The 22,469-nt window shown below is 27.4% G+C and carries 17 protein-coding genes; 13 read left to right on the forward strand and 4 right to left on the reverse strand.

Annotation, left to right across the window (positions count from 1 at the left end; genetic code table 11):
* The first annotated feature begins 190 nt into the window (after positions 1 to 190).
* The 3 genes from ACZJV1_RS05730 (at position 191) to dut (ending at position 3,547) form a co-directional block, all read left to right on the forward strand.
* Positions 191 to 2,251 carry a sensor domain-containing protein gene (locus tag ACZJV1_RS05730; protein WP_463651717.1) on the forward strand — a complete coding sequence of 687 codons (2,061 nt, stop codon included), beginning with the start codon at positions 191 to 193 and terminating at the stop codon, positions 2,249 to 2,251.
* A gap of 78 nt (positions 2,252 to 2,329) precedes the next feature.
* Positions 2,330 to 2,956, forward strand: a complete 627-nt coding sequence (locus tag ACZJV1_RS05735; RefSeq protein ID WP_463651718.1) for a calcium-binding protein — start codon at positions 2,330 to 2,332, stop codon at positions 2,954 to 2,956.
* A gap of 150 nt (positions 2,957 to 3,106) precedes the next feature.
* Positions 3,107 to 3,547 (forward strand): dUTP diphosphatase, encoded by a 441-nt coding sequence (gene dut, locus ACZJV1_RS05740; RefSeq protein WP_411170284.1) that lies wholly within the window; start codon positions 3,107 to 3,109, stop codon positions 3,545 to 3,547.
* A 48-nt stretch (positions 3,548 to 3,595) separates the two neighbouring features.
* Here dut and ACZJV1_RS05745 read toward each other — a convergent pair whose 3' ends face one another.
* Positions 3,596 to 5,515 (reverse strand): ABC-F family ATP-binding cassette domain-containing protein, encoded by a 1,920-nt coding sequence (locus tag ACZJV1_RS05745; RefSeq protein WP_463651719.1) that lies wholly within the window; start codon positions 5,513 to 5,515, stop codon positions 3,596 to 3,598.
* A 194-nt stretch (positions 5,516 to 5,709) separates the two neighbouring features.
* A complete protein-coding gene (locus tag ACZJV1_RS05750; protein WP_460288078.1) occupies positions 5,710 to 6,927 on the reverse strand; it encodes a 6-phosphofructokinase in 1,218 nt (405 codons plus the stop codon).
* Positions 6,928 to 7,116: 189 nt separating this feature from the next.
* Between ACZJV1_RS05750 and ACZJV1_RS05755 the strand changes: the two genes are divergently transcribed.
* On the forward strand, positions 7,117 to 7,671 hold the full coding sequence (locus ACZJV1_RS05755; RefSeq protein WP_411170287.1) for a manganese efflux pump MntP: 555 nt from the start codon (positions 7,117 to 7,119) through the stop codon (positions 7,669 to 7,671).
* 62 nt (positions 7,672 to 7,733) lie between these two features.
* Complete coding sequence (locus ACZJV1_RS05760) at positions 7,734 to 8,144, forward strand: Fur family transcriptional regulator (protein WP_460288076.1); 411 nt, start codon at positions 7,734 to 7,736, stop codon at positions 8,142 to 8,144.
* A 46-nt stretch (positions 8,145 to 8,190) separates the two neighbouring features.
* On the opposite strand, the gene ACZJV1_RS05765 is transcribed toward ACZJV1_RS05760, so the two are convergent.
* Together ACZJV1_RS05765 and ACZJV1_RS05770 are read right to left on the reverse strand one after the other, a co-directional pair.
* Positions 8,191 to 8,988 carry a metal ABC transporter permease gene (locus ACZJV1_RS05765; protein WP_411170289.1) on the reverse strand — a complete coding sequence of 266 codons (798 nt, stop codon included), beginning with the start codon at positions 8,986 to 8,988 and terminating at the stop codon, positions 8,191 to 8,193.
* Between the two features lie 27 nt (positions 8,989 to 9,015).
* Entirely contained in the window at positions 9,016 to 9,687 is a 672-nt protein-coding gene (locus ACZJV1_RS05770; RefSeq protein WP_460288074.1) for a metal ABC transporter ATP-binding protein, read from the reverse strand.
* Positions 9,688 to 9,992: 305 nt separating this feature from the next.
* On the opposite strand from ACZJV1_RS05770, the gene ACZJV1_RS05775 reads away from it, so the two are divergent.
* From ACZJV1_RS05775 to ACZJV1_RS05810, 8 genes are all read left to right on the forward strand, one after another.
* Positions 9,993 to 10,391 carry a DUF6762 family protein gene (locus ACZJV1_RS05775; protein WP_322379199.1) on the forward strand — a complete coding sequence of 133 codons (399 nt, stop codon included), beginning with the start codon at positions 9,993 to 9,995 and terminating at the stop codon, positions 10,389 to 10,391.
* A gap of 31 nt (positions 10,392 to 10,422) precedes the next feature.
* Positions 10,423 to 12,225 carry an oligoendopeptidase F gene (gene pepF, locus ACZJV1_RS05780; RefSeq protein ID WP_463651720.1) on the forward strand — a complete coding sequence of 601 codons (1,803 nt, stop codon included), beginning with the start codon at positions 10,423 to 10,425 and terminating at the stop codon, positions 12,223 to 12,225.
* 78 nt (positions 12,226 to 12,303) lie between these two features.
* A complete protein-coding gene (locus tag ACZJV1_RS05785) occupies positions 12,304 to 13,281 on the forward strand; it encodes a rhomboid family intramembrane serine protease (RefSeq protein ID WP_463651721.1) in 978 nt (325 codons plus the stop codon).
* Positions 13,282 to 13,491: 210 nt separating this feature from the next.
* Positions 13,492 to 14,115, forward strand: a complete 624-nt coding sequence (locus ACZJV1_RS05790; protein WP_460288069.1) for a hypothetical protein — start codon at positions 13,492 to 13,494, stop codon at positions 14,113 to 14,115.
* A gap of 202 nt (positions 14,116 to 14,317) precedes the next feature.
* On the forward strand, positions 14,318 to 15,664 hold the full coding sequence (gene gdhA, locus ACZJV1_RS05795; protein ID WP_460288068.1) for an NADP-specific glutamate dehydrogenase: 1,347 nt from the start codon (positions 14,318 to 14,320) through the stop codon (positions 15,662 to 15,664).
* Between the two features lie 312 nt (positions 15,665 to 15,976).
* Entirely contained in the window at positions 15,977 to 17,368 is a 1,392-nt protein-coding gene (locus ACZJV1_RS05800; protein ID WP_463651722.1) for a glycosyltransferase family 2 protein, read from the forward strand.
* A 210-nt stretch (positions 17,369 to 17,578) separates the two neighbouring features.
* Entirely contained in the window at positions 17,579 to 19,528 is a 1,950-nt protein-coding gene (locus ACZJV1_RS05805) for a DNA gyrase/topoisomerase IV subunit B (RefSeq protein ID WP_463651723.1), read from the forward strand.
* 21 nt (positions 19,529 to 19,549) lie between these two features.
* On the forward strand, positions 19,550 to 22,456 hold the full coding sequence (locus ACZJV1_RS05810) for a DNA topoisomerase IV subunit A (RefSeq protein WP_463651724.1): 2,907 nt from the start codon (positions 19,550 to 19,552) through the stop codon (positions 22,454 to 22,456).
* Positions 22,457 to 22,469: the final 13 nt, after the last annotated feature.

Below are 22,469 nucleotides of genomic sequence, written 5' to 3' on the forward strand. Positions count from 1 at the left end.
TACCATTTTAAAGAAAAGGCATTGGTGATATTTGTGAAAAAAAGAAAAAAATTATATTTTCATATTTACTATCTTGTGGTTTATTATGATATTATTTCAAATTAATTTTGAAAATATATCTTCTCTGCTCCTTATTATGATTTTGTTATTAATGCTTAGATTAGTATATACAAATAGAAAGTATAAGAAGTTGTATAAATTAGCGGAGTCTAATAAAAGAAAATATACAATGGCAGTAGATGCATTAGAAGGCGCTATTTGGGAATGGAATAGTGAGAATGAAAAATTATATGTATCTGAAAAAATAAAAGATATTTTAAAGATTAATGAAGATATAAAAAGTTTTTTACAATGGTTTTCTTTTATTGATGAAGATGAAAAAGAAGATATAAGAATATTTATTGAAAATATAATAGCAAATAGAACGTTAGATAATTTTATTTTAGAACATTCAATTAGAAATTTAAATGGAGAGAAATTAATAGTCAAAATTCAAGGAAAGGGAAAAGAAAAAGATAATGTTTTCTATTTATCGGGATTTATTGTTGATATAACAGAAAGAAAACGAATAGAAAATATGAATAAACTTATAGAAAATAAAAGTAGGTTAGCTTTACAAGGGTCTAAGGATATAGTGTTTTGGTGGAATGTTAATCAAAATATAATCTCAGTTGATAATAGCATAAAGAGATATTTAGACATAGATGGAAAAGGAGATTTAATTATTTCAGCTTCTAAATGGCAAAAATATATATTAGAAGAAGATATAGATACCTATAAGAAGCAAATAGAAAAAGTAATAAATTCAAAGAATGAGGAATTTTATTCTATTGAATATAGAATATTAAGCAAAGATAATAGAGTAGTGTGGATCCAAAGCAAAGGTAAAAAGACATTAGAGAAAAATGGAGATTTATTTATTTATGGGGCTCTTTCAGATATAACAGATAGAAAGGAAAAAGAAATAGAAATTAATTATTTAAGCTTTAATGATGAAGTAACTGGGACTCCAAATAGAAGATATTTTGTAAGAGAAGTTACAAATCATATAATAAATCATCCAAATGAAGAAATAGCTTACATTTTTATAGACTTAGATAATTTTAAATATATTAATGATACATACGGGCATGACGTTGGAGATTTATTATTAAGAGAGTTCTCAAAAATTATAAATGATATGGAAATAGAAGATTCTCTTTTTGCAAGGTATGGGGGAGATGAGTTTGTAATAGCTCAATATAATTTGAGGAACAAACATGAAGTTAAAGCTATTTTAGATAATATAATAAAAAAATTAAGCAAAGCAATAATAATAAACGATAAAGAGGTTTTTTGTACATTAAGTATAGGGGTAAGTATATACCCTATAGATGGGAAAGAAACAGCCATACTATTAAAGAGAGCAGATATGGCAATGTATATTGCAAAAGTAAATGGAAAGAATAGATATCAATTTTTTGATATAGGAATATTAGAAATTTTAAATAGAGAGTTTAATATTGAAAAAGGCTTAAGAATAGCTATAGATAATGAAGAAATAAAACTGTTGTACCAGCCTAAGGTTAGGGTTGATACAGAAGATATAATAGGATTTGAATCACTTGTTAGATGGCATAGTAATGAATTAGGTGTAGTATCTCCAAATGAGTTTATACCAATAGCAGAAAATTCAGGGCTTATAATACCTATAGGGAAGTATATTATAGATGAAAGTTTTAAAAAGTGTAAGGAGCTTACTTTGAAAACTGATAAAAAATTTAAAATGGCAATTAATTTATCAGAAGTGCAAATTAGAGATGAAGAAATTTTATCATTTATATATTATTCATTAAAAAAGTATGATTTAGATGCTGAATATATAGAATTTGAAATAACAGAAAGTATAATAATGAAATCAGCTGAAAAGAATATAAGTACTTTAGAAAAGTTAAAGAAGCTTGGAGTTACTTTAGCACTAGATGACTTTGGTACTGGATATTCCTCTTTAAGTTATTTAAGAACCTTGCCAATAGATGTTCTAAAGATAGATAAAAGCTTTATAGATGGGATAATTATAGAAGAAAAAAGTGATTATATAATAAATAGTATTGTAGAACTTTCACATTATTTAAATTTACTAGTAGTCGCAGAGGGGGTAGAGACTAAAGAACAACTAGAATATTTAAAGAGAATTAGCTGTGATGTTATACAAGGATATTATTTTAGTAAGCCTATTGAGTTTGATGAGGCTGTTAATATGATGATATAATTGCATATTAAAATAATTTTATCACCAAATTGTAATGCAAAGCATATTATGTAACTATATTATGCTTTGGAGGTATATATGAAGATAACGATAGATGATCAATATCATAGTGATGAAAATAATAATTACGAAGAGGATCAATATGCAGTAGATGAGAGTGGAAATTTAAATCTATTTATTAATGTTGATGGAGAGTTCGGAGATGAAGAACCTGTAGAGACTATTAATAAAGACAACATATGTAATAAGGAAGAAGAAAAGAAAATAATAGAAAGTAATTTTAGTGAAAATATTTGGCAGGATGAAAAATATTCAGAAAGATATAGTGATATTTACTCCGAAATAGAGAATGATTCTGATATTGGTTTTAAGAGCTATAATCAAGTAGAAGAAAAAGGAACTATTGAGGTTATATCAAAGCTTGCTAGTAAAGATGGAGTAGATCTTAAAGGAGCAAGAATTAATTTATATTTATTAAATGGAGTATCGCCTAAATTATATGACTCAAAAATTACTGATGAAAAGGGAAAAGTTATGTTTGATAGTTTAGAAAACGGCTGTTATAGAGTTATTTCCATAATTGATAGAAGATTCTTTGAGAAGCCTGCCTATTATACGTGGAATGAGGTTACTATAGATAAGAATAATAAGTTTTCTAGTATATGTGTAATAAATAGAATAAAGATGGCTTATTATAGAAGATAGGATGAGAATTTGTTTAAGTATTTATACACCTATAAAAAGAGATAAATTAAAGATTAAATTTATCTCTTTTTATTTTAAATTTAATAAGTGTAGACATAAATAAGAATAACTTGTTACAATATAGATAATATTTTTAGGGGAGGAATACAAATGAATAAATTTAAATTAAAGGTCCAAAAAATACATAGTGAGGCTATAATACCTAATTATGCACATAAAGGTGATGCTGGATTAGATTTATATTCAGTAGAAGAAGTAAAAATAAATCCATCAGAAACGGCATTAATAAAAACAGGAATAAAGATAGAGTTACCACCTCAAACAGAAGCACAGGTTAGACCAAGAAGTGGACTTGCTTTAAAGAATGGTATTACAGTTTTAAATACTCCAGGAACTATAGATGAAGGATATAGAGGTGAAATAGGAATTATATTAATAAACCATGGAAAAGAAATATTTGTGGTTGAAAAAGGCATGAAAATTGCACAAATGGTAGTTAAGCCTGTATGGTATGTTGAAGTTGATGAAGTAGAAGAGCTTAGTGAAACTGAAAGAGCAGAGGGCGGATTTGGCTCAACAGGAAAAAGATAATATAGAAATCTTATATAAAATAAAGGGACTGTCTTTAGTCAGTCCCTTTTAGTTATCAAAATCTTCCCAGTCCTCATATAATTGAGCGATTTTTTCTTCTAACTCTTTTATTTCTTTATTTACTCTTTCGCTTTCAAATGGATTAGAATAAATTTCTTCAAGACAAAGCTGCTCTTGAAGAGAAAGTAATTTATCTTCACCTGTTGCTATATCATCTTCAATTTTTTTTATTTTAAGCTTTAAGACCTTTTCCTCTTTTTCAATTTCTCTTTTTTTCTTTTTTTCATCTTTTAATCGAGTTTTAGTTTTTCCGTTTGCTAATTCTTCTAAAATTTCAAATCTATTAGGATTAATTTTCTTTTCCTGATAATAGCTATAATTTCCTAAAAATTCCTTAATACCATCTTCATTAAGTTCAAGTATTCTATTAATTACTTTATTTAAGAAGTATCTATCATGAGATATAACCATTAATGTACCATCATAGCTTAAAAGAGCATCTTCAAGTGCCTCTCTTGACATTATATCAAGATGGTTTGTAGGTTCATCTAACAATAATAAATTTGATCTTGATAACATGAGCTTTAATAGATTAATTCTGCATTTTTCTCCACCACTAAGGGTATTTATTATTTTGAAAACATCATCGCCAGTGAATAAGAATGATGCTAATGCACCTCTTAACTTGGAAGTAGTTAAATTAGGAAATTCATCCCATACTTCATCTAATATAGTTTTATCTAAATTTAAATCGGATTGTTCTTGATCATAATATCCAACATTTACATTTGTACCAAGAATAACCTTGCCTTTATCAGGATCTAAGTTATCTAAGATTATTTTGAAAAGTGTTGTTTTGCCACGACCATTTTCTCCGATTAAAGCTACTTTTTCACCTCTTTTAATATCTAAATTAAGGTTTGAAAATAGTTTGTTATCTCCGTAGCTTTTAGATAGATTCTCAATATGAAGAACATCATGACCACTTTTTACAGAAGTTTCAAATTTAATTTTAGAGGCTTCCTTTTCTTTATCAGGTTCATCTAGTTTTTCCATTTTATCTAAAGCTTTCTCTCTACTTTCAGCAGCTCTTATGCTTTTTTCTCTGTTAAAGCTTCTAAATTTTTCTATTATTGCTTCTTGTCTTTTAATTTCAGCTTGCTGAAGGTTATAGGCTTTAAGTTGAGCTTCATAATTTTTCTTTCTTTGATCAATGAATTTAGTGTAAGAAACATTATAGCAATTAACATGACCATTAATAACTTCAAAGGTATTGTTTGTAACAGCATCTAAGAAGAATCTATCATGTGATATAACTAAAACAGTTCCTTTATAATTTTTCAAATATTCTTCAAGCCATTCAATGGCTTCTAAGTCAAGATGGTTAGTTGGTTCATCAAGTAAAATTATATCAGGATTCTTTAAAAGAAGCTTACAAAGTGCAACTCTAGTTTTTTGACCTCCGCTAAGGGTATTTATAGTTTTATAAAAGTCATCTTCTAAAAAGCCTAGACCTTTTAATACCCTTGAAATTTCACCTTTATATGTATAGCCGCCTTTATGAGAATATAAATCTTGAAGTGTAGTATAATCTTTTATAATTTTTTCATGATATGCTGCATTATTCTCATCATAAGGTTCACTCATCTTTACCTCTAGAGTATGTAGCCTATTTTCAATATCAATAATTTCTTTGAAAACTAAGTTCATTTCATCATATATAGTATTATTTAAGTCTAAATCAACATGTTGTGTTAAATAGCCGATAGTTCTATTTTTATCTATAAATATTTCACCAGAGTCTTGCGATATTTCCTTAGATATTATTTTAAATAAAGTGGATTTTCCTTCTCCATTGCCTCCGATAATTCCAACTTTATCTCCTTCATTAATTGAAAATGTAATATTTTTTAATACATCTCGTATTCCGTAACTTTTCGATATATCTTTGCAACTTAAAACTATCATTTTATCCTCCTAGTATTATCTTGTGATATTAAATCTATATAAAGTTTACTAAATTTCATAATTCCAATTTTATTATACTCTAAGGTATTAGGCTAAGCAAATTGCAAATTTATATTAAATTTTTACTTGATATAAAAGTTAATATTATTGAATATAAAAAAACAGGCAATATAGATTACCTGTTTTGCTTTAACTTATTTACAAACTGTTTTGAATTTTGGTAAGTGATTATCTAAAACTAATGAAGGAGTGCCAGAAATAAGTGGTAAGAAGTATTCCAAAGCTTCTTCTTTTATATGATTTCCTTCATCATTAATTAATTCCTTAGGGAAGTATTTAACATTATTAGCTATTTTATCTGCTTCTACAAGAAAGTGAGATGATTTATAAGGAGAATTAGATTCTCTTTTTATTCCAACCATATATCCACTATTTCCAGCAAGTGCAAATTTTAATGCTGAGTAACCAGCTTCAAAGGCTTCTACTAAATCAATATCTGAAGCACAGTGAATTGCACATCTTTGCAATACACCTAGTTCTAAAGACTTAACTCTAGAGGTTATACCAGCTTGTATTATTAAGTTTTTAAGATAGGAGCCTACACCTCCAAGTTGAGCATGTCCAAACTTATCATGAGCTTGTTTTTCAACTTCAGTTATAAATTTTCCATCAGAATTTCGTAATCCTTCAGAAACTACTATGAAGACTTTATTTTTTTCTTTAAATTTTTTTCTAACATCTAAAAGAAATTGTTCTGTACTAAAAGCAACTTCAGGTAAATATATAAAATCTGCAACTGATTCTCCATTTAGTCTAGCTATACAAGAAGATGCAGCAAGCCAGCCTGTATCTCTACCCATTGTTTCTAGAATAAATATTCCGTTATTTATGTAAACTGATGAATCTAAATATGTTTCAAGTACTGTTGTAGCAATAAACTTTGCAGCGCTACCAAAGCCAGGAGTATGATCAGTGTACATTAAATCATTATCTATTGTCTTTGGAATACCTATAAATTTTATATCTATTTCAGTTTGTTTAGCATATTTACCTAGTTTAGCAATGGTATCCATTGAATCATTTCCACCCACATAAAAAAATGCTTCTATGTTATTTACTTTTAATATATCTAAAAGTTTGTCGTATTCTTCACTTGATTCTTCTAAGTTTTTCATTTTGTATCTACAAGAACCTAAACCAGAAGATGGTGTGTATCTGAATGCATTTATTTCATCCTCTGAGAAGGAAGATAATTCTATTATATTTCCATTTAATATTCCTTCAATTCCATTTAAACCTGCAAAAACTTTATCAAATGAACCTAAATCTTTATTTGCATGTAACAAACCTACCACACTAGAATTAATAACAGATGTTGGACCTCCAGATTGAGCAATTATACAATTCGCCATTAAGTTACTCTCCTTTATATAAAATTACAAAATATGATATACTTTTTAATATATTATATACTCTATTTAATAATATACAATAAAATTTGTCATATTAAAAGTACTTATTAAAAAAAAATAATACATAAATACTACACTTTATAATTATATATAAAGTATAATTATATAATTTGGAGAGGTTTCTATAATATGGAATTGAGAGAAGTGATTTTAATAGGTATAGCTTTAGCTATGGATGCACTTGGAGTTAGTATAACTTTAGGTATAAATCCTATATTAAAAAGAAGAAATAAAATAGGGTTTATAATTTCATTTGCATTTTTTCAATTTTTATTTATATTGTTAGGAGGAATAGGGGGAAAGTTTTTTGATACATATATTGTAGCCATCCCTCATATGATATGTGGAGTCGTAGTTGTATTAGTAGGGATAATAATGATATTAGAATACTTTAAGAAGGATAATAAAGATGATTATATTTTAATAAAGAAATCAATGTATATAATTTTAGGTATGTCAGTAAATATTGATGCTTTAGTAGTTGGATTTACAGCCTTTCATGAAGTTTACTCATTATTGTTATTAACTTATGCTATTTTAGTTGGATTAATATCTTTGATAATATGCACAACAGGATTTTTTATGTGTAGATATGCCAGAAAAGTTGATTTTATATGCAAATATTCAAATTTGTTAGGTGGATTAATACTATTAGCATTAGGATTTAAAATGATATTTTTTTAATATTTAATATGTAGAATATTAGTGATATAATTATATAAAGATTAGAACGTTAGGAGAATAAAATGAGCTGGGAAATTTATTTGAAAGAAAATGGAATTAGGGTCACAGCAGGAAGAATTTCAATTTTAAATATAATAGAGTCTTCTGATAAGGGGCTTTCAGCAGAAAATATATATTGTGAATGTAAAAATCAAAATGAAAATTTAAATCTTAGTACTATATATAGGACATTAGAGTTGTTAGAAGAAAAGAATATAATAAAAAAGATAAATATAGACGGACCTGCAATATATATCCTTAAAAGAGAAAGTCATAAACATACTTTAAAATGTGATGTATGTCATAAGTCTGTAGAAATACCATGTCCAATGGAAGAAATAGAAGAGGCTATAAAAGCTCAAGTTGGGTTTAGTCTAACTGAGCACAAATTAGAGCTTAATGGAATTTGTGATAAATGTAAAAAGGGTAAATAAAAAAAGTTTAGGTTTTAATATTAAAGCCTAAACTTTTTTGTTTACATTATTTAAAGTTAAAAAATTTATTAATAATTATAACTATAATAAGAGTAAATACAGATGTAAGTGCAATTGTACCCCCTGGAGCACTATTTATATAATAAGATAGGAATAAACCCAGCATAATGTCAATCATTCCAAAAAGTATAGAGTATAATAATGTTGATTTAAAACCTTTTTTTAACTGCATAGCAGTAGCTACTGGAACTACCATTATAGATGAAATAACAAGTATTCCCATTACTCGTATTGACATAGAAATTGTAGCACCTACTAAGATAGTAAAAATATAATTTATCAATTTTACTTTTATACCAGAGGTTTTTGCTCCTTCTTCATCAAAAGTTATATATATAAGTTTATTATAAAGAAAAATCAATGATAATAAGCATATTATTCCAACTGTTAGTATTAGTAGAATATCTTCTCTAGAAACTGTAAGGATACTTCCAAATAGAAAGGAATTTACCTTTGCAGAAGCTTTTCCACTACTTATTAAAATTATTGCAATTCCTAAACTAAAAGTTAATACTAATGACATCACAAGTTCAGCATATTTTTTGTAATAACCTCTTAGTAACTCTATAATTATTGCACAAAAAGTTGTAAACAAGAAAGCAGTTATTAAAGGATTTACCCCTATAACTAATCCTATAGCAACTCCAGCAAAGGAAGAGTGAGAAAGGGTATCACCAATCATGGAATAACGTCTAAGGACTAAAAAAAGTCCTATAAAAGGACAGAGTATTGATATTATAAAGCCAGCCATAAAGGCATTTTGCATAAAATCTAATTGAAACATAAAATCTACCTTTCTAATATAATAAACTTAAATAGCATCATTTAATTTTAAATTTTTATTTCTAAATTCTTTATATTCTTCAACTGTAAATAATGAAATTTCTCCACTATTAACTTTAAGTATATGAGTAGAATTATTTAAAGCAATATCTATATTATGTTCTATTGATATAATAGTTTTTTTATTAACTTCATTTAACTTTTTTAAAACACTATATATTTCAATTTGATTTGCTTCATCAACTCCAGTAGAAGGTTCATCAAGAATAATAATATCAGGATTTCCCATTAATGCTCTAGCTACAAGAACCCTTTGTTGTTGCCCTCCAGATAACATTCCTAATAATCTATTCTCATAATTGAGCATATTAACACTTTCAAGTATATTAGATATATCTATAGCGCTATTTTTCAATGTCTTTTTATGACATGACAATACTTCTCTAACTGTAATTGGAAACTGAGAGTTAAAAGAATCTAGCCTTTGAGGTACATATCCAATTGAGTCTGTTTTTATTTCAATTAACCCAGATGTTGGTTTTAATAATCCAAGTATTAATTTAATAAGGGTTGTTTTACAGCTTCCATTTTCACCAACTATAGATAAATATATACCTTTAGGTATATTTAAATTTATATTATTAAGTAAGTATGGTGGTTTATTAGAATATGAAAAACATAAGTCTTTTATATTAATCATTTAAAAATCATCTCCTAAATATTCTAGACTTATTATATATGAAAATGCAAATAATTTGCAAGAATTACTTTTAAACATAAAAATTAAATTAATATTAAATTTGATTTTTGGCTCTTTTAGACATTTTCCTCTAACAAAGCCTAAATTTTTTCTTATTGGTATTCTTACCGAAATAAGGTATTTTGAAACATGCATGTAGAATAAATTACCACTAAATAAATACATATATTGCTTTATTCTATGGATAAAACATATAATATAGGTAAGTTACATAAAACTAAAGTAAATAGGTTGGAGGAATATATATGGATTTTTCAAGTTTAGTATTAATGGAAAAGGATAAGAAGACAGGGTTTATAACAAAGGAATTAGGCAGTTTTCAAGTTTCAGAAGGAGCTTTATACGTAAAAAAACTTTTTGTTTTAGATGGAATTGTAAATTTATATTTTGATACAAATAAAGATGTAGAAGAATGGGAATACTCAGCAATATATGATGTTTTTAATTATGATTCCTTTATAAAAGAAGAATTTGAAATAGAGGATCTTTTAGATGAATATAATCCTACTTTTTTAATAAAATTTAATTATGTAGATGATTACGAGCTTATAAAGGAAAGAATATCAAAATGTGTAGATTTAATAGAAGAGTCTATGGAAAATGCTTTTAAAGATATTGAAGGCAAGGAAGAAGAATATAATTAGAAAGGAGGGCCTAAGATATTAGGCAAAAATTATGAGTGAATCAAAGGTATTAAAAAAGAGAGAAGAAATAGAAGAAAAATATAAGTGGAAAGTTAATAAAATCTTTTCAAGTGATGAGGAATGGGAAGAGGCATTTGAAGAATTAAAAAAAGAATCGCCATCCCTTAAAAATTTCGAAGGTAAATTAAATAATGATGAAAATATTTTAGAGTACTTAGAAAAATATGTTGATTTAGGAATAAAAGCAGAAATTGTTTATGTTTATGCTCATTTAAAATCTGATGAAGATACATCTAATTCTAAATATCAGGCTATGATGAATAAGGTAGATTCTTATATGGCAGAATTTGCCTCATATACAGCTTATTTTGTTCCAGAAATATTATCATTGGATGATGAGCTTATAAGAAATATAATAAATGGTAATGAAAAGTTAAAAATGTATAATTTTATGTTTGAGGATATTTTAAAAGAAAAGCCTCATATATTAAGTAAAGAACAAGAGGAATTATTAGCTTCAGTTTCAGATTGCTTAGATGCACCACATTCAATTCATAATATGTTAACTAATGCAGATATGAAGTTTGGAGATATAGTAGATGAAGATGGGGAGAAGGTTCAGTTAACTGAAGGGAATTATTCAGGCTTTATAAAAAGTAAGAATAGAAAAGTTAGAGAAGAAGCATTTAAAATATTATTTAATCAATATAAAGGCTTAGAAAATACATTTGCAACTACTTTAACAAGCTCTATAAAAAATTTTAATTTCAGTGCAAAGGTTAGAAAGTATAACTCAGCATTAGAAGCATCTTTAAAACCAAATGATATACCAGTAGAGGTTTATAAGAATTCTATAAAAACTATAGATGGAAATTTAAAATCTTTACATAGGTATGTTGATTTAAAGAAAAAATTACTGGGATTAGAGGAAATGCGCATGTGTGATTTATATGTGCCAGTTATAGAAATACCAAAGGAACATATAGAGTTTAATAATGCTGTAGATATGGTTCTAGAAGGATTAAAACCATTAGGAGAAGAATATTTAAGCATATTTGAAAAGGGTGTTAAAGATGGTTGGATAGATATATATCAAAATAAAGGAAAAAGAGGTGGAGCATACTCTTGGGGTGGATATAAAACAATGCCATATGTTTTATTAAACTATAATTATGAATTACATGATGTCTCAACTCTAGCTCATGAAATGGGCCACTCTATTCATTCTTACTATTCAAGAAAAGAGCAACCATATATTTATGCAGGGTATACATTATTTTGCGCAGAGGTAGCATCAACTACAAATGAAGCACTTCTTATCCATTATTTAATAAATAAGGAAACTGATAAAAAGAAAAAACTATACTTAATAAATCAAGAACTAGAGCAAATAAGAACAACGGTATTTAGACAATTAATGTTTGCAGAGTTTGAATTATATACTCATGAAAGCTTGGAAAGTGGAGTATCTTTAACTGCAGAAGACTATAATCAGAAGTGGCATGACTTAAATGTTAAGTATTTTGGACCAGGTATGATAGTAGATGAAGAAATTGATATTGAATGGGCTAGAATACCTCATTTTTATTCAGATTTCTATGTTTATCAATATGCAACTGGATATGCAGCTGCATCAGCATTTGCAAAATCAATATTAGAAGGAAAAGAAGAGGCTGTTCCAAAATATATTGAATTTTTAAAGAGTGGTGGAAGTGATTATCCAATAGAAATTTTAAAGAAAGCCGGAGTTGATATGACAACTTCCAAACCTTTAGAAGCAACTATAGATAGATTTAATGAACTTTTAGATATGCTAGAGAAGGAAATTAATTAATTATATATCTTATTTATATAAGCAATTGGTAAATAGTTTTATCAATTGCTTATTAATTAGCTATAAGGGGGAATGAAGGTGGAGAAGTTTGAAAAGGTATTTTTTAATTTATTAACTAAAGAACTAAAATTTTTTATGAGAGATTATCACAGTAATTTTCATAATAAAAATAAATGGATAGGATTATTAGATTTAGAAGAAACAGTTGTTGCAGTTATAGTAGTAAAAGATTCTGATGAGGAAGTAGATTTAAATGAGGCAAGAGAATATCTATCAAAATCATTAGATAAATCTTTTATTTTAAATTTAATAATTTTAACCTCTGAAGAGTATATAAGTTACGGAGAAAGTAATTATAATAAATTAATATTTTCTTTAAGAGAAAGAAAAGTACTATATTGTAGTGAAGGTTCTAGAGCTTTTATACCTATTTTAGATTATATAGCAAATATAGATAGCAAAAGAAAAATAAGTTTTAAAGAATATAAAGTTACATATACTATTATCATTGTAAATATTTTATTATATCTAATTGAAGTTATTAAATCTAGAAATTTAATCGATATAGATATTTATACTTTGATTCAAATGGGCGCAAAAGTTAATGTTTTAATTAACAGTGGTGAAGTCTATAGACTAGTAACATCAGCATTTTTACATGGCGGAATAATGCATATTTTCTTTAATATGAGTGCACTAAATATAATAGGAAGAGAAGTTGAAGCTTTATATGGAAGTAAAAGATATATATTAATATACTTTATATCTGCTCTAGGTGGATCTTTATTTAGTTACTTGTTTAGTACTAATAGTGTATCCGTGGGAGCATCAGGTGCTATATTTGGACTTTTAGGAGCAATGCTTATATTTGGACTAAAAGAAAAAGAGAAGATAGGTAAGAGATACGTAAAAAATATATTAGAAACAATAGGTTTAAATGTTCTTATAGGCTTAACTATACCTAATATAGATAATCTTGCACATTTAGGTGGATTAGTTATTGGAGCGTTAGCATCATTTATATTATTTAAAAAGAAGAATTTTATCGTTAGTTAACATTTAGTGAAGAATATTTATAAAATAAAAATAAGTTTGATAATTTGTTATAATTATTAATATTGACTGTGTCAGAGGAAATTGTTGATATGAAAGTCACTTCATTACTAATTCACTAGTTTAAGAATTTCTATTATATGTGATTATGCAACCATCATATCAACAAAAATATCTAACAGAGCTTTAATATTAAATTATAGGGGTGATGTCATGAAAAATAAAAAATATAATAATGAATTTATATTTGCAGTTATATTTACTATTATATTAATAATAACTGCTATATATTATTTTGTAGTAAGAGATGAAGAAAAACTTTTTAGGATAGGACTTACTTTTGCAACTATAGTAGGTGCATATTTATTGTATATAAGGAGCTTTCTTAAAGGTTCTAAAACTATATATTATATAAATATGACTTTTATATTTTTATCAATGTATTTAGCAAGTGTATGGAATTTTTACTCAATAACTAACTATGATAAATTCTTACATTTATTATCTGGATCTGTAATTGCTATAATTGGGTATGTGTTATTTTTATATTTAACTAATGAAAAATCAAGAAAAGATATTAATCCATTAGCTTCAGTTATATTTGTTATTTTATTTGCAACAGCAGTTGCAGGGGCTTGGGAGATATGGGAGTTTACAACAGATTCTTTATTTGGGCTCCATGCTCAAAATGGAAATTTAAATGATACTATGTGGGATATAATTTGTGGAACTTCAGTAGGAGTTATAACAGCAATACCAATTTATATTCATAGTAAGGGAAAAAATATTAAAGTAATAGAATATATAATAAGAGATGTTGAGAAAAATAGAAAATAAATTTTATGGAATAAATCTTAAGAGAAGAATTATTAGATGATTAATAACACTTTTAAAAATGTTTTCAAATTTTAAAAAAACATAAAATACACTATATAATTATTAAATTAATAATTATATAGAATATTTAAGAAAAATATAGCAAAAAATACCATGATAATGTATGATATATATATTATTAGAGATGAAGGAGTTGGGGCACATGTTAGGAAGAGAATATGTAAATAAAGTTATAAATGAGGTTGAAAAAAGAAATTTTGGAGAAAAAGAATTTTTAGATGCCATAAAAGAAGTACTTAATTCTTTAGTGCCAGTATTCGAAAAACATCCAGAATATATAGAAGAAGGAATATTAGAAAGAATAGTTGAGCCAGAAAGACAAATATTTTTCAGAGTACCATGGGTTGATGATAATAGAAAGATTCAAGTTAATAGAGGATTTAGAATTCAATTTAACAGTGCAATAGGACCATACAAAGGAGGTCTTAGATTTCATCCATCTGTAAATCAAAGTATAATAAAGTTTTTAGGATTTGAACAAATATTTAAAAATTCATTAACAGGCTTGCCAATAGGTGGAGGAAAAGGCGGTTCGGATTTTGATCCAAAAGGTAAGTCTGACCGTGAAGTTATGAGATTCTGCCAAAGTTTTATGGCAGAGTTATGTAAACATATAGGATTAGATACAGATGTTCCAGCTGGAGATATTGGAGTTGGAGCTAGAGAAATAGGATATATGTATGGATACTATAAGAAAATTAGGAATTCTAATGACCAAGGAGTATTGACTGGAAAAGGACTTACTTATGGAGGAAGTTTAACAAGAAAAGAAGCTACGGGATATGGATTAGTGTACTTTACTGAAGAAATGTTAAATGATAATAAAGTAAGTTTTAAAGATAAAATTGTAGTTATATCAGGATCAGGAAATGTTGCTATATATGCTTGTGAAAAGGCAACAGAGTTAGGAGCAAAAGTAGTTTCTCTAAGCGATTCAAATGGATATATATATGATGAAAATGGAATAAATTTAGATATAATTAAAAATATAAAAGAAGTAAAAAGAGGAAGAATTAAAAAATATTTAGATTACGTACCAAATGCTAAATACGTAGAAGGATTTAGAGGGATTTGGGAGATAAAATGTGATATAGCACTTCCTTGTGCAACTCAAGGAGAAATAGATAAAGAGTCAGCAGAAATATTAATTAAGAATGGAGTGAAAGTTGTATCTGAAGGAGCAAATATGCCAACAGATTTAGGTGCAATAGAATTATTCCAAAAAGCTGGAGTTATGTTTGGACCAGCAAAGGCTGCAAATGCTGGAGGAGTTGCTTGTTCAGCTCTTGAAATGTCACAAAATAGTATGAGACTTTCTTGGAGCTTTGAAGAAGTAGATTCAAAGCTTAAAGATATAATGATAAATATTTATAAAAATTCTAAAAATGCAGCTGAAGAGTATGGTGAAGCTGGAAATATATTAATGGGTGCTAATATAGCTGGTTTTATAAAGGTTGCAGAAGCTATGTTAGCTCAAGGAATAGTATAAATCTCAAAAATAGCAACCCCTATTTTGAGTTTATTAATAGAAAGACCATTTAATTGCAGAGTTTTAACTTTGTAGTTAAATGGTTTTTTACTCTTTAGGAAATTATTACATAAGTATATTAATTATATATTTATTTATATAGGAGAAAATAATATATATGATTATTCAAGGTTTATGTAATATTAATTAAATTTTAAGATTTCTATACTTGATTTTTTATTGCTATTAGAATATATTTAATAAAGATGTCAAAGATAATGTTTGAAAATAGTAATACAAGGAAAATTTCCTTTATTTATAGGAGTGGATGTAATGGGAGAAATTATTAGTTCTGTAACGGCTGTTTTTCAACTAACTGTTTTTGTAATGATGATGTATTATTTCATATTAGCTTTCTTTGGTTTAAAAAGAAAAGCTGAAAAGAAAAATTATACACCAACTAAAAAATTTGCAATGATAGTAGCAGCTCATAATGAAGAAGTGGTAATAGGTAAGTTAATTGAAAGCATGCTGAATCAGAATTATCCTAGAGAACTTTTTGATATTTTTGTTATTGCTGATAATTGTACAGATAATACTGCAAAAATAGCAAGAAAATATGGTGTATATGTGTATGAAAGGTTCAACAAAGAAGAAAAAGGCAAGGGATATGCACTAGAGTGGATGTTTGATAAAATATTTAAGATGCAAAAAAAGTATGATGCAGTAGCAATTTTTGATGCTGATAACTTAGTTTCAAAAAATTGGTGCAAGGAAATAAATTCAAAAATGTTAGAAGGATATAAAGTAGTACAAGGCTACATAGATAGTAAAAATCCAAATGACTCATGGATAGCAGCTTCATATTCTATAGCCTTTTGGACTCAAAATAGAATGTATCAATTAGCTAGAGCAAATGTTGGGTTATCTAACCAAATAGGTGGAACAGGATTTGCGATAGATACAAATGTTTTAAAGGAATTTGGATGGGGAGCAACTTGTTTAACTGAAGATTTAGAATTTAGTTGTAAGTTAATTTTAAATGGAGAAAAAGTAGGTTGGGCACATGATGCTATAATTTATGATGAAAAACCTTTAACATTAAAGCAATCTTGGGTTCAAAGAAGAAGATGGATGCAAGGTTTTACAGATGTAGCATCTAGATATTTCTTTAAGTTAGTCAAGAAAGGCCTTAAGGAAAGAAAATGGTTTGTTTTAGATTGTGCTTTATATGTTATACAACCTTTCTTTACCTTAATGATTGGTATATCAGCAATATTAAGTTTTGCTCAAGGTATGACTGGAGATGGTAATATATTTGTAATTAGTGATTTAACAGGGGATATTTTATTTAAGATTATTGGTATTATGCAATTCTTAATTACGCCTTTAATATTAAGATTAGATAAAAAAATATCACCAGGTCTTTTTGCAATGTTAATATTCTATACATCTAATGTATTTGTATTACCTATATTTGCAGAAGTAGCAGATAACTTTGCACAAATATTATTAATAAATATAGTTTATAATGCAGCATTCTTATTAGCTACAGCATTATTCTTAGGTAAGAAGAAGCTTATACTATTCTTTAGATTCTTATTATATTCTTTATATACTTTAACTTGGATACCAATAACTATTGAAGGTATGTTAAGAAAAAATAATAAAGAATGGAATCCAACTAAACATGTTAGAAATGTAGAAATTTGTGATGTTCAATAATATAAAAAGTGGAGGGATTTTCCTCCACTTTATTTTTATTATCATAGATATCAAAAACGAACAGTTGTTTGACTTTTTTCTTATAAAGATTTATATTTTTATTTATAAACTAATTATGATAAAATTAAAAAGATTATAATGAGTATGTAAGATTAAAGTAAGTTAATAAAAAATAGGATTTGACCTATTAATAGTTATTTGGAGGTTTGTATGAGTGAAGATTTAATGAAAGGATATGATGTTACTGATTTAACTTCCTTAGAAAAGCTAGAACCAGTTAGAATAAGACCTGGTATGTATATAGGATCTACAGGAACAAAAGGGTTACATCATTGTGTTTGGGAAGTTTTAGATAATTCCATAGATGAAATATCTAATGGATATGGAAATAAAGCTACAATTATTATAAATAAAGATAAAAGTATTACTGTAAAAGATAATGGAAGAGGAATTCCAACAGGTATTCATCCGATTAAAAAGAAATCTGGAGTGGAAATGGTCTTTACTGAATTACATACCGGAGGAAAATTTGATAATAAGAATTATAAAACTTCAGGAGGATTGCACGGAGTTGGTGCTGCAGTTGTTAATGCATTATCTTCATGGTTAGAAGTAGAGGTGCATCAAAATGGAAATATATATAAACAAAGATTTGAATATTCTTATGATAAAGAGCTTAAAAGAGATATGCCTGGTACTGCTGTTACTAAGTTAGAAGTAGTAGGAAAGACAAAAGATACAGGTACTAAAGTTACATTTATGCCAGATAAAGAGATTTTTTCAACGGTAGATTTTAAAGTTGACATAATAGACGAAAGGTTACAAGAACTAGCTTTTCAAAACAAAGGAATATATCTAGAATTAATAGATTTAAGAAAAGAAGAAGAATTTAGAAAAGAATATTATTCTGAAAGAGGACTTTTAGATTTTATAGAATATTTAAATGAGAGTAAAACAGCTTTACATCAAGAACCCATTTATTTTGAGGGAGAAAGAACAGTTAATAATATACAAATGTTTGGAGAACTTTGTATTCAGTTTACTGATTCTACAACAGAAAATATAGCAAGCTATGTTAACAATATTCCAACAACAGAAGCTGGAACTCACGAAACAGGATTCAAAACAGGAATGACAAGGGCTTTTAAAGAAGGAGCTAAAAAGCTTGGACTTGTAAAAGAAAAGGATAAGGATTTTGAAGGTGATGATTTAAGAGAAGGAATGACAGCTATAGTAAGAATTAAAATTACTAATCCAATATTTGAAGGCCAAACAAAAACTAAATTGGGTAGTACTGAAGCTTATACCATGATGAATGACTTAGCATATACTAAATTTAGTGAATGGATAGAGGATAATAAAGAATTAGCTACAATGCTAATGAATAATGCTCTTCAAGCAGCTCAAAGAAGAGATAAAATTAAGAAGATAAATGAAGCTGAAAAAAAGAAGATAGGAAAAGGTGCTGCACCACTTGCAGGAAAGGTTGCTGTTTGTACATTAAAAGATAACACTGTTAATGAATTTATAGTAGTTGAAGGAGACTCTGCTGGTGGATCTGCAAAACAAGCAAGGGATAGAAGATTTCAAACAATAATGCCTTCTAAAGGTAAAATAATGAATACAGAAAAACAAAAGCTTGAAAATGTATTAGCATCAGAAGAACTTAAAATATTTAATACTGCAGTAGGTACAGGCACATTAGAAAATTATAGGGAAGAAGATTTAAAGTATGACAAAATAATAATAATGAGTGATGCTGATGTAGATGGATACCATATAAGAACTCTATGGATGACCTATATATATAGATATATGAAACCTTTAATTGCTAATGGTCATTTATACTTGGCACAACCACCTTTATATAAGGTTTACAAAAATGTTAAAGGTAAAGAGGTTCATAAGTATGCATACAGTGATGATGAACTAGAAAGTGTAAAAAAGGAAATAGGAAAAGGTGCACTTATACAAAGATATAAAGGACTTGGAGAGATGAATCCAGATCAACTTTGGCAAACTACATTAAATCCAGAAACTAGAACTTTATTACAAGTAACTATTGATGATGCGGCTAAAGCAGAGAAAATGGTTTCATTACTTATGGGTGATATAGTCGAGCCGAGAAAAACTTATATGTACAGATATGGAGAATTTTAATTAATAGGATGGAGAAAAGTTATGGCGAAGAAAGTTAATGATATACCAAGGGATAATAATATAATTAGGGTCCCTTTAGAAGAGGCAATGCCTGATAACTATTTGCCTTATGCTATTGAAGTTGCAAAGGATAGGGCTTTACCAGATGTAAGAGATGGACTAAAGCCAGTTCATAGAAGAATCTTATATGGTGCTTACCAATTAAAAGCATTTCCTGATAGACCATATTACAAGTCAGCCAGAATAGTAGGAGATATATTAGGTAAATATCATCCACATGGAGATACATCAGTTTATGATGCAATGGTAATAATGGCTCAGAATTTTTCAACAAGAGAAACTCTTATAGATGGTCATGGGAACTGGGGATCTATGGATGGAGATGGAGCTGCAGCTATGAGATATACAGAGGCAAGGCTTGCTCCAATAGCTATGGAAATGCTTAGAGATATAGATAAAGATACTGTTGATATGATTCCAAACTATTCAGATAGTGAAATGGAACCAAAAGTATTACCGAGTAGATATCCAAATCTTTTAGTGAATGGTAGCTTTGGAATAGCTGTAGGTCTTGCTACAAATATTCCTCCACATAATTTAGGAGAAGTTACTGATGGTGTTTTAGCTTATATAGATAATTCAGAAATAACTACTAAAGAGTTGATGAATTATATAAAAGGCCCAGATTTGCCTACTGGTGGCGTTATTATAGGCCAAAATTCTATGCTTTCTGCTTATGAAACTGGAGAAGGAAAAGTAACTTTAAGAGCTAAAACTAGTATAGAAAAGCTTGAAAATGGAAGAGTTGGTATAGTTATAACTGAATTTCCTTACAGAAGGAATAAAGCGAAATTACTTCAAACTATATCTGAAATGACTGGAGACAAAAGACATTCAAAGGCTTTAGAGTCAATAATAGATATAAGAGATGAGTCTGACAGAAGCGGAGTAAGAGCGGTTATAGAATTAAGAAAAGCAGTAGATGAGGAAGTGGCAGACAAAGTACTTAAGTATCTATTTAAAAGAACTGACTTACAATGTAATGTAAGCTTCAATATGGTAGCTTTAGCTGATGGAAAGCCACAAACGATGGGACTTAAGACTATAATTAAGCATTATGTTAATCATCAAAAAGAGATAGTTACAAGAAGAACTATAAAAGAATTAGCAATTGCAGAAAAAAGATTCCACATAGTTGAAGGTTTTATAAAGGCTATAGATGTACTAGATGATATTATAAAAACTATTAGAGAATCTAAGTCGAAAAAAGATGCAGGGATAAATCTTATAAATAAATTTAGTTTCACAGAAATGCAAGCAGAAGCAATTTTAGAGTTAATGTTATATAGATTAACTGGATTAGAAATAAAGGTTTTTCAAAAAGAATATGCTGAGCTAGAAAAGACTATAAAAAGACTAAGAAAGATATTATCAGAAGAAAAAGAGTTGCTTAAAGTAGTTAAAACAGAATTAAAAGAAGTATCAGATAAATATAGAAATCCTAGAAAAACATCTATAATAAAGGATGATAATGAAGCAAAAATCGATATAGAGGAACTTATAATTGTTGAAGATGTTACGGTGACACTTTCAAGAGATGGATTTATAAAAAGAATTCCTCTAAAAACCTTCAATAGATTAAGTGCAAAAGCTGAAGATATTGACTATAGAGAAGGGGATGAGTTAAAGTTTTTATTTAAATCTAACACAACTGAAAGCTTATTGTTATTTACAAACAAAGGAAATATGTATCAAACAAAAGGGATAAATATTCCAGAGTGTAAGTGGAAGGAGAAAGGGGAAAGAGTAGATAATATAATAAAGACATTAAATTTAGAAAATGAAACTATAGTAGAGGTATTTTCAGTAAGCTCATTTATGCCCAATAAATATATTCAATTTGTAACTTCAAGAGGTGGAATTAAAAAGAGTTCTTTAGATAAGTTCCAAACAAGCTATACAAAACTTCAGGCTTTAAAGCTTAAGGATGAAGAAGATGTTATAAATATAATAATATTAGAAGAAGATGAAAGAAAAGACTTCTTGTCATTTGTCACTAAGGAAGGATTGTCCTTTGGATTACCAATTCCTAATATAGAGGATCAACCTAGAAATATATTACCAACAGTATTATTTAATTTACCAAGTAAAGATGAGATAATAAAGGTTAATTATAGTGAAAATCTAGAGTTTGTAGCTTTTTCAATAGGAATAACAGCTAAGGGAACTATAAAAGGATTTAACTCTATTAAAAAGAATGATAATTTAAAAACAAGTACAGATTCTTTAAGTGATGTATTATTATTCACTAATATGGGAAAAGTATTTAAAATTCCAGCATTCTTACTTCAAGGAGTAGCAACAGGAGAACTTCCTTTAGAGAAAATAGTAGATAACATAGAAAAAGGCGAAAAAGTTATAAAGTTAATCTCTATAAAAAACTTTGAATCAAATAAATTCATTTATTTCTTTACTAAAAGGGGAATGGTTAAAAAGACTTCTTTATTAGAGTTTGAGGGAAGTTATTCTTCACAAATTTCATGTAAATTCAAATATGAAAATGATGAGTTAATATCTGTTGAAATATATAATGAATCACAAACAGAACTTATAATCATAACTAAAAAGGCTATGGGAATAAAATTTTCATCAGAAAATATTAATGCAATGGGAAAAGTAGCATCAGGGGTTACAGGTATAAGCTTAAAAGAAAATGATGAGGTTATTTATGGTTCATTAATAGGTAGAGAATACGAAAGAAATGTAAATGAAATAGCTTTAACTTCTTTAGATAAAATAACTTTAATTTCAAAAAATAAAGAAAAAAAAGTAATAGAATTAGAAGATATAAAACTTCAAAATAGAGCAGGAAAAGGAAGTAGTATAATGACTATTGCTTTAGATGATGAGATTAAAGAAATAATATAATTTAGGAGATGGT

The sequence above is a fragment of the Clostridium sp. LS3 genome (assembly GCF_055330225.1).

Coding starts and splice junctions, on each gene's coding strand:
- ACZJV1_RS05805 (WP_463651723.1), top strand. CDS start 17,579: ATGAGTGAAGATTTAATGAAAGGATATGATGTTACTGATTTAACTTCC.
- ACZJV1_RS05770 (WP_460288074.1), bottom strand. CDS start 9,687: ATGATTAATATAAAAGACTTATGTTTTTCATATTCTAATAAACCACCA.
- ACZJV1_RS05790 (WP_460288069.1), top strand. CDS start 13,492: ATGAAAAATAAAAAATATAATAATGAATTTATATTTGCAGTTATATTT.
- ACZJV1_RS05800 (WP_463651722.1), top strand. CDS start 15,977: ATGGGAGAAATTATTAGTTCTGTAACGGCTGTTTTTCAACTAACTGTT.
- dut (WP_411170284.1), top strand. CDS start 3,107: ATGAATAAATTTAAATTAAAGGTCCAAAAAATACATAGTGAGGCTATA.
- gdhA (WP_460288068.1), top strand. CDS start 14,318: ATGTTAGGAAGAGAATATGTAAATAAAGTTATAAATGAGGTTGAAAAA.
- ACZJV1_RS05760 (WP_460288076.1), top strand. CDS start 7,734: ATGAGCTGGGAAATTTATTTGAAAGAAAATGGAATTAGGGTCACAGCA.
- ACZJV1_RS05775 (WP_322379199.1), top strand. CDS start 9,993: ATGGATTTTTCAAGTTTAGTATTAATGGAAAAGGATAAGAAGACAGGG.
- ACZJV1_RS05750 (WP_460288078.1), bottom strand. CDS start 6,927: ATGGCGAATTGTATAATTGCTCAATCTGGAGGTCCAACATCTGTTATT.
- ACZJV1_RS05745 (WP_463651719.1), bottom strand. CDS start 5,515: ATGATAGTTTTAAGTTGCAAAGATATATCGAAAAGTTACGGAATACGA.
- ACZJV1_RS05765 (WP_411170289.1), bottom strand. CDS start 8,988: ATGTTTCAATTAGATTTTATGCAAAATGCCTTTATGGCTGGCTTTATA.
- pepF (WP_463651720.1), top strand. CDS start 10,423: ATGAGTGAATCAAAGGTATTAAAAAAGAGAGAAGAAATAGAAGAAAAA.
- ACZJV1_RS05810 (WP_463651724.1), top strand. CDS start 19,550: ATGGCGAAGAAAGTTAATGATATACCAAGGGATAATAATATAATTAGG.
- ACZJV1_RS05735 (WP_463651718.1), top strand. CDS start 2,330: ATGAAGATAACGATAGATGATCAATATCATAGTGATGAAAATAATAAT.
- ACZJV1_RS05755 (WP_411170287.1), top strand. CDS start 7,117: ATGGAATTGAGAGAAGTGATTTTAATAGGTATAGCTTTAGCTATGGAT.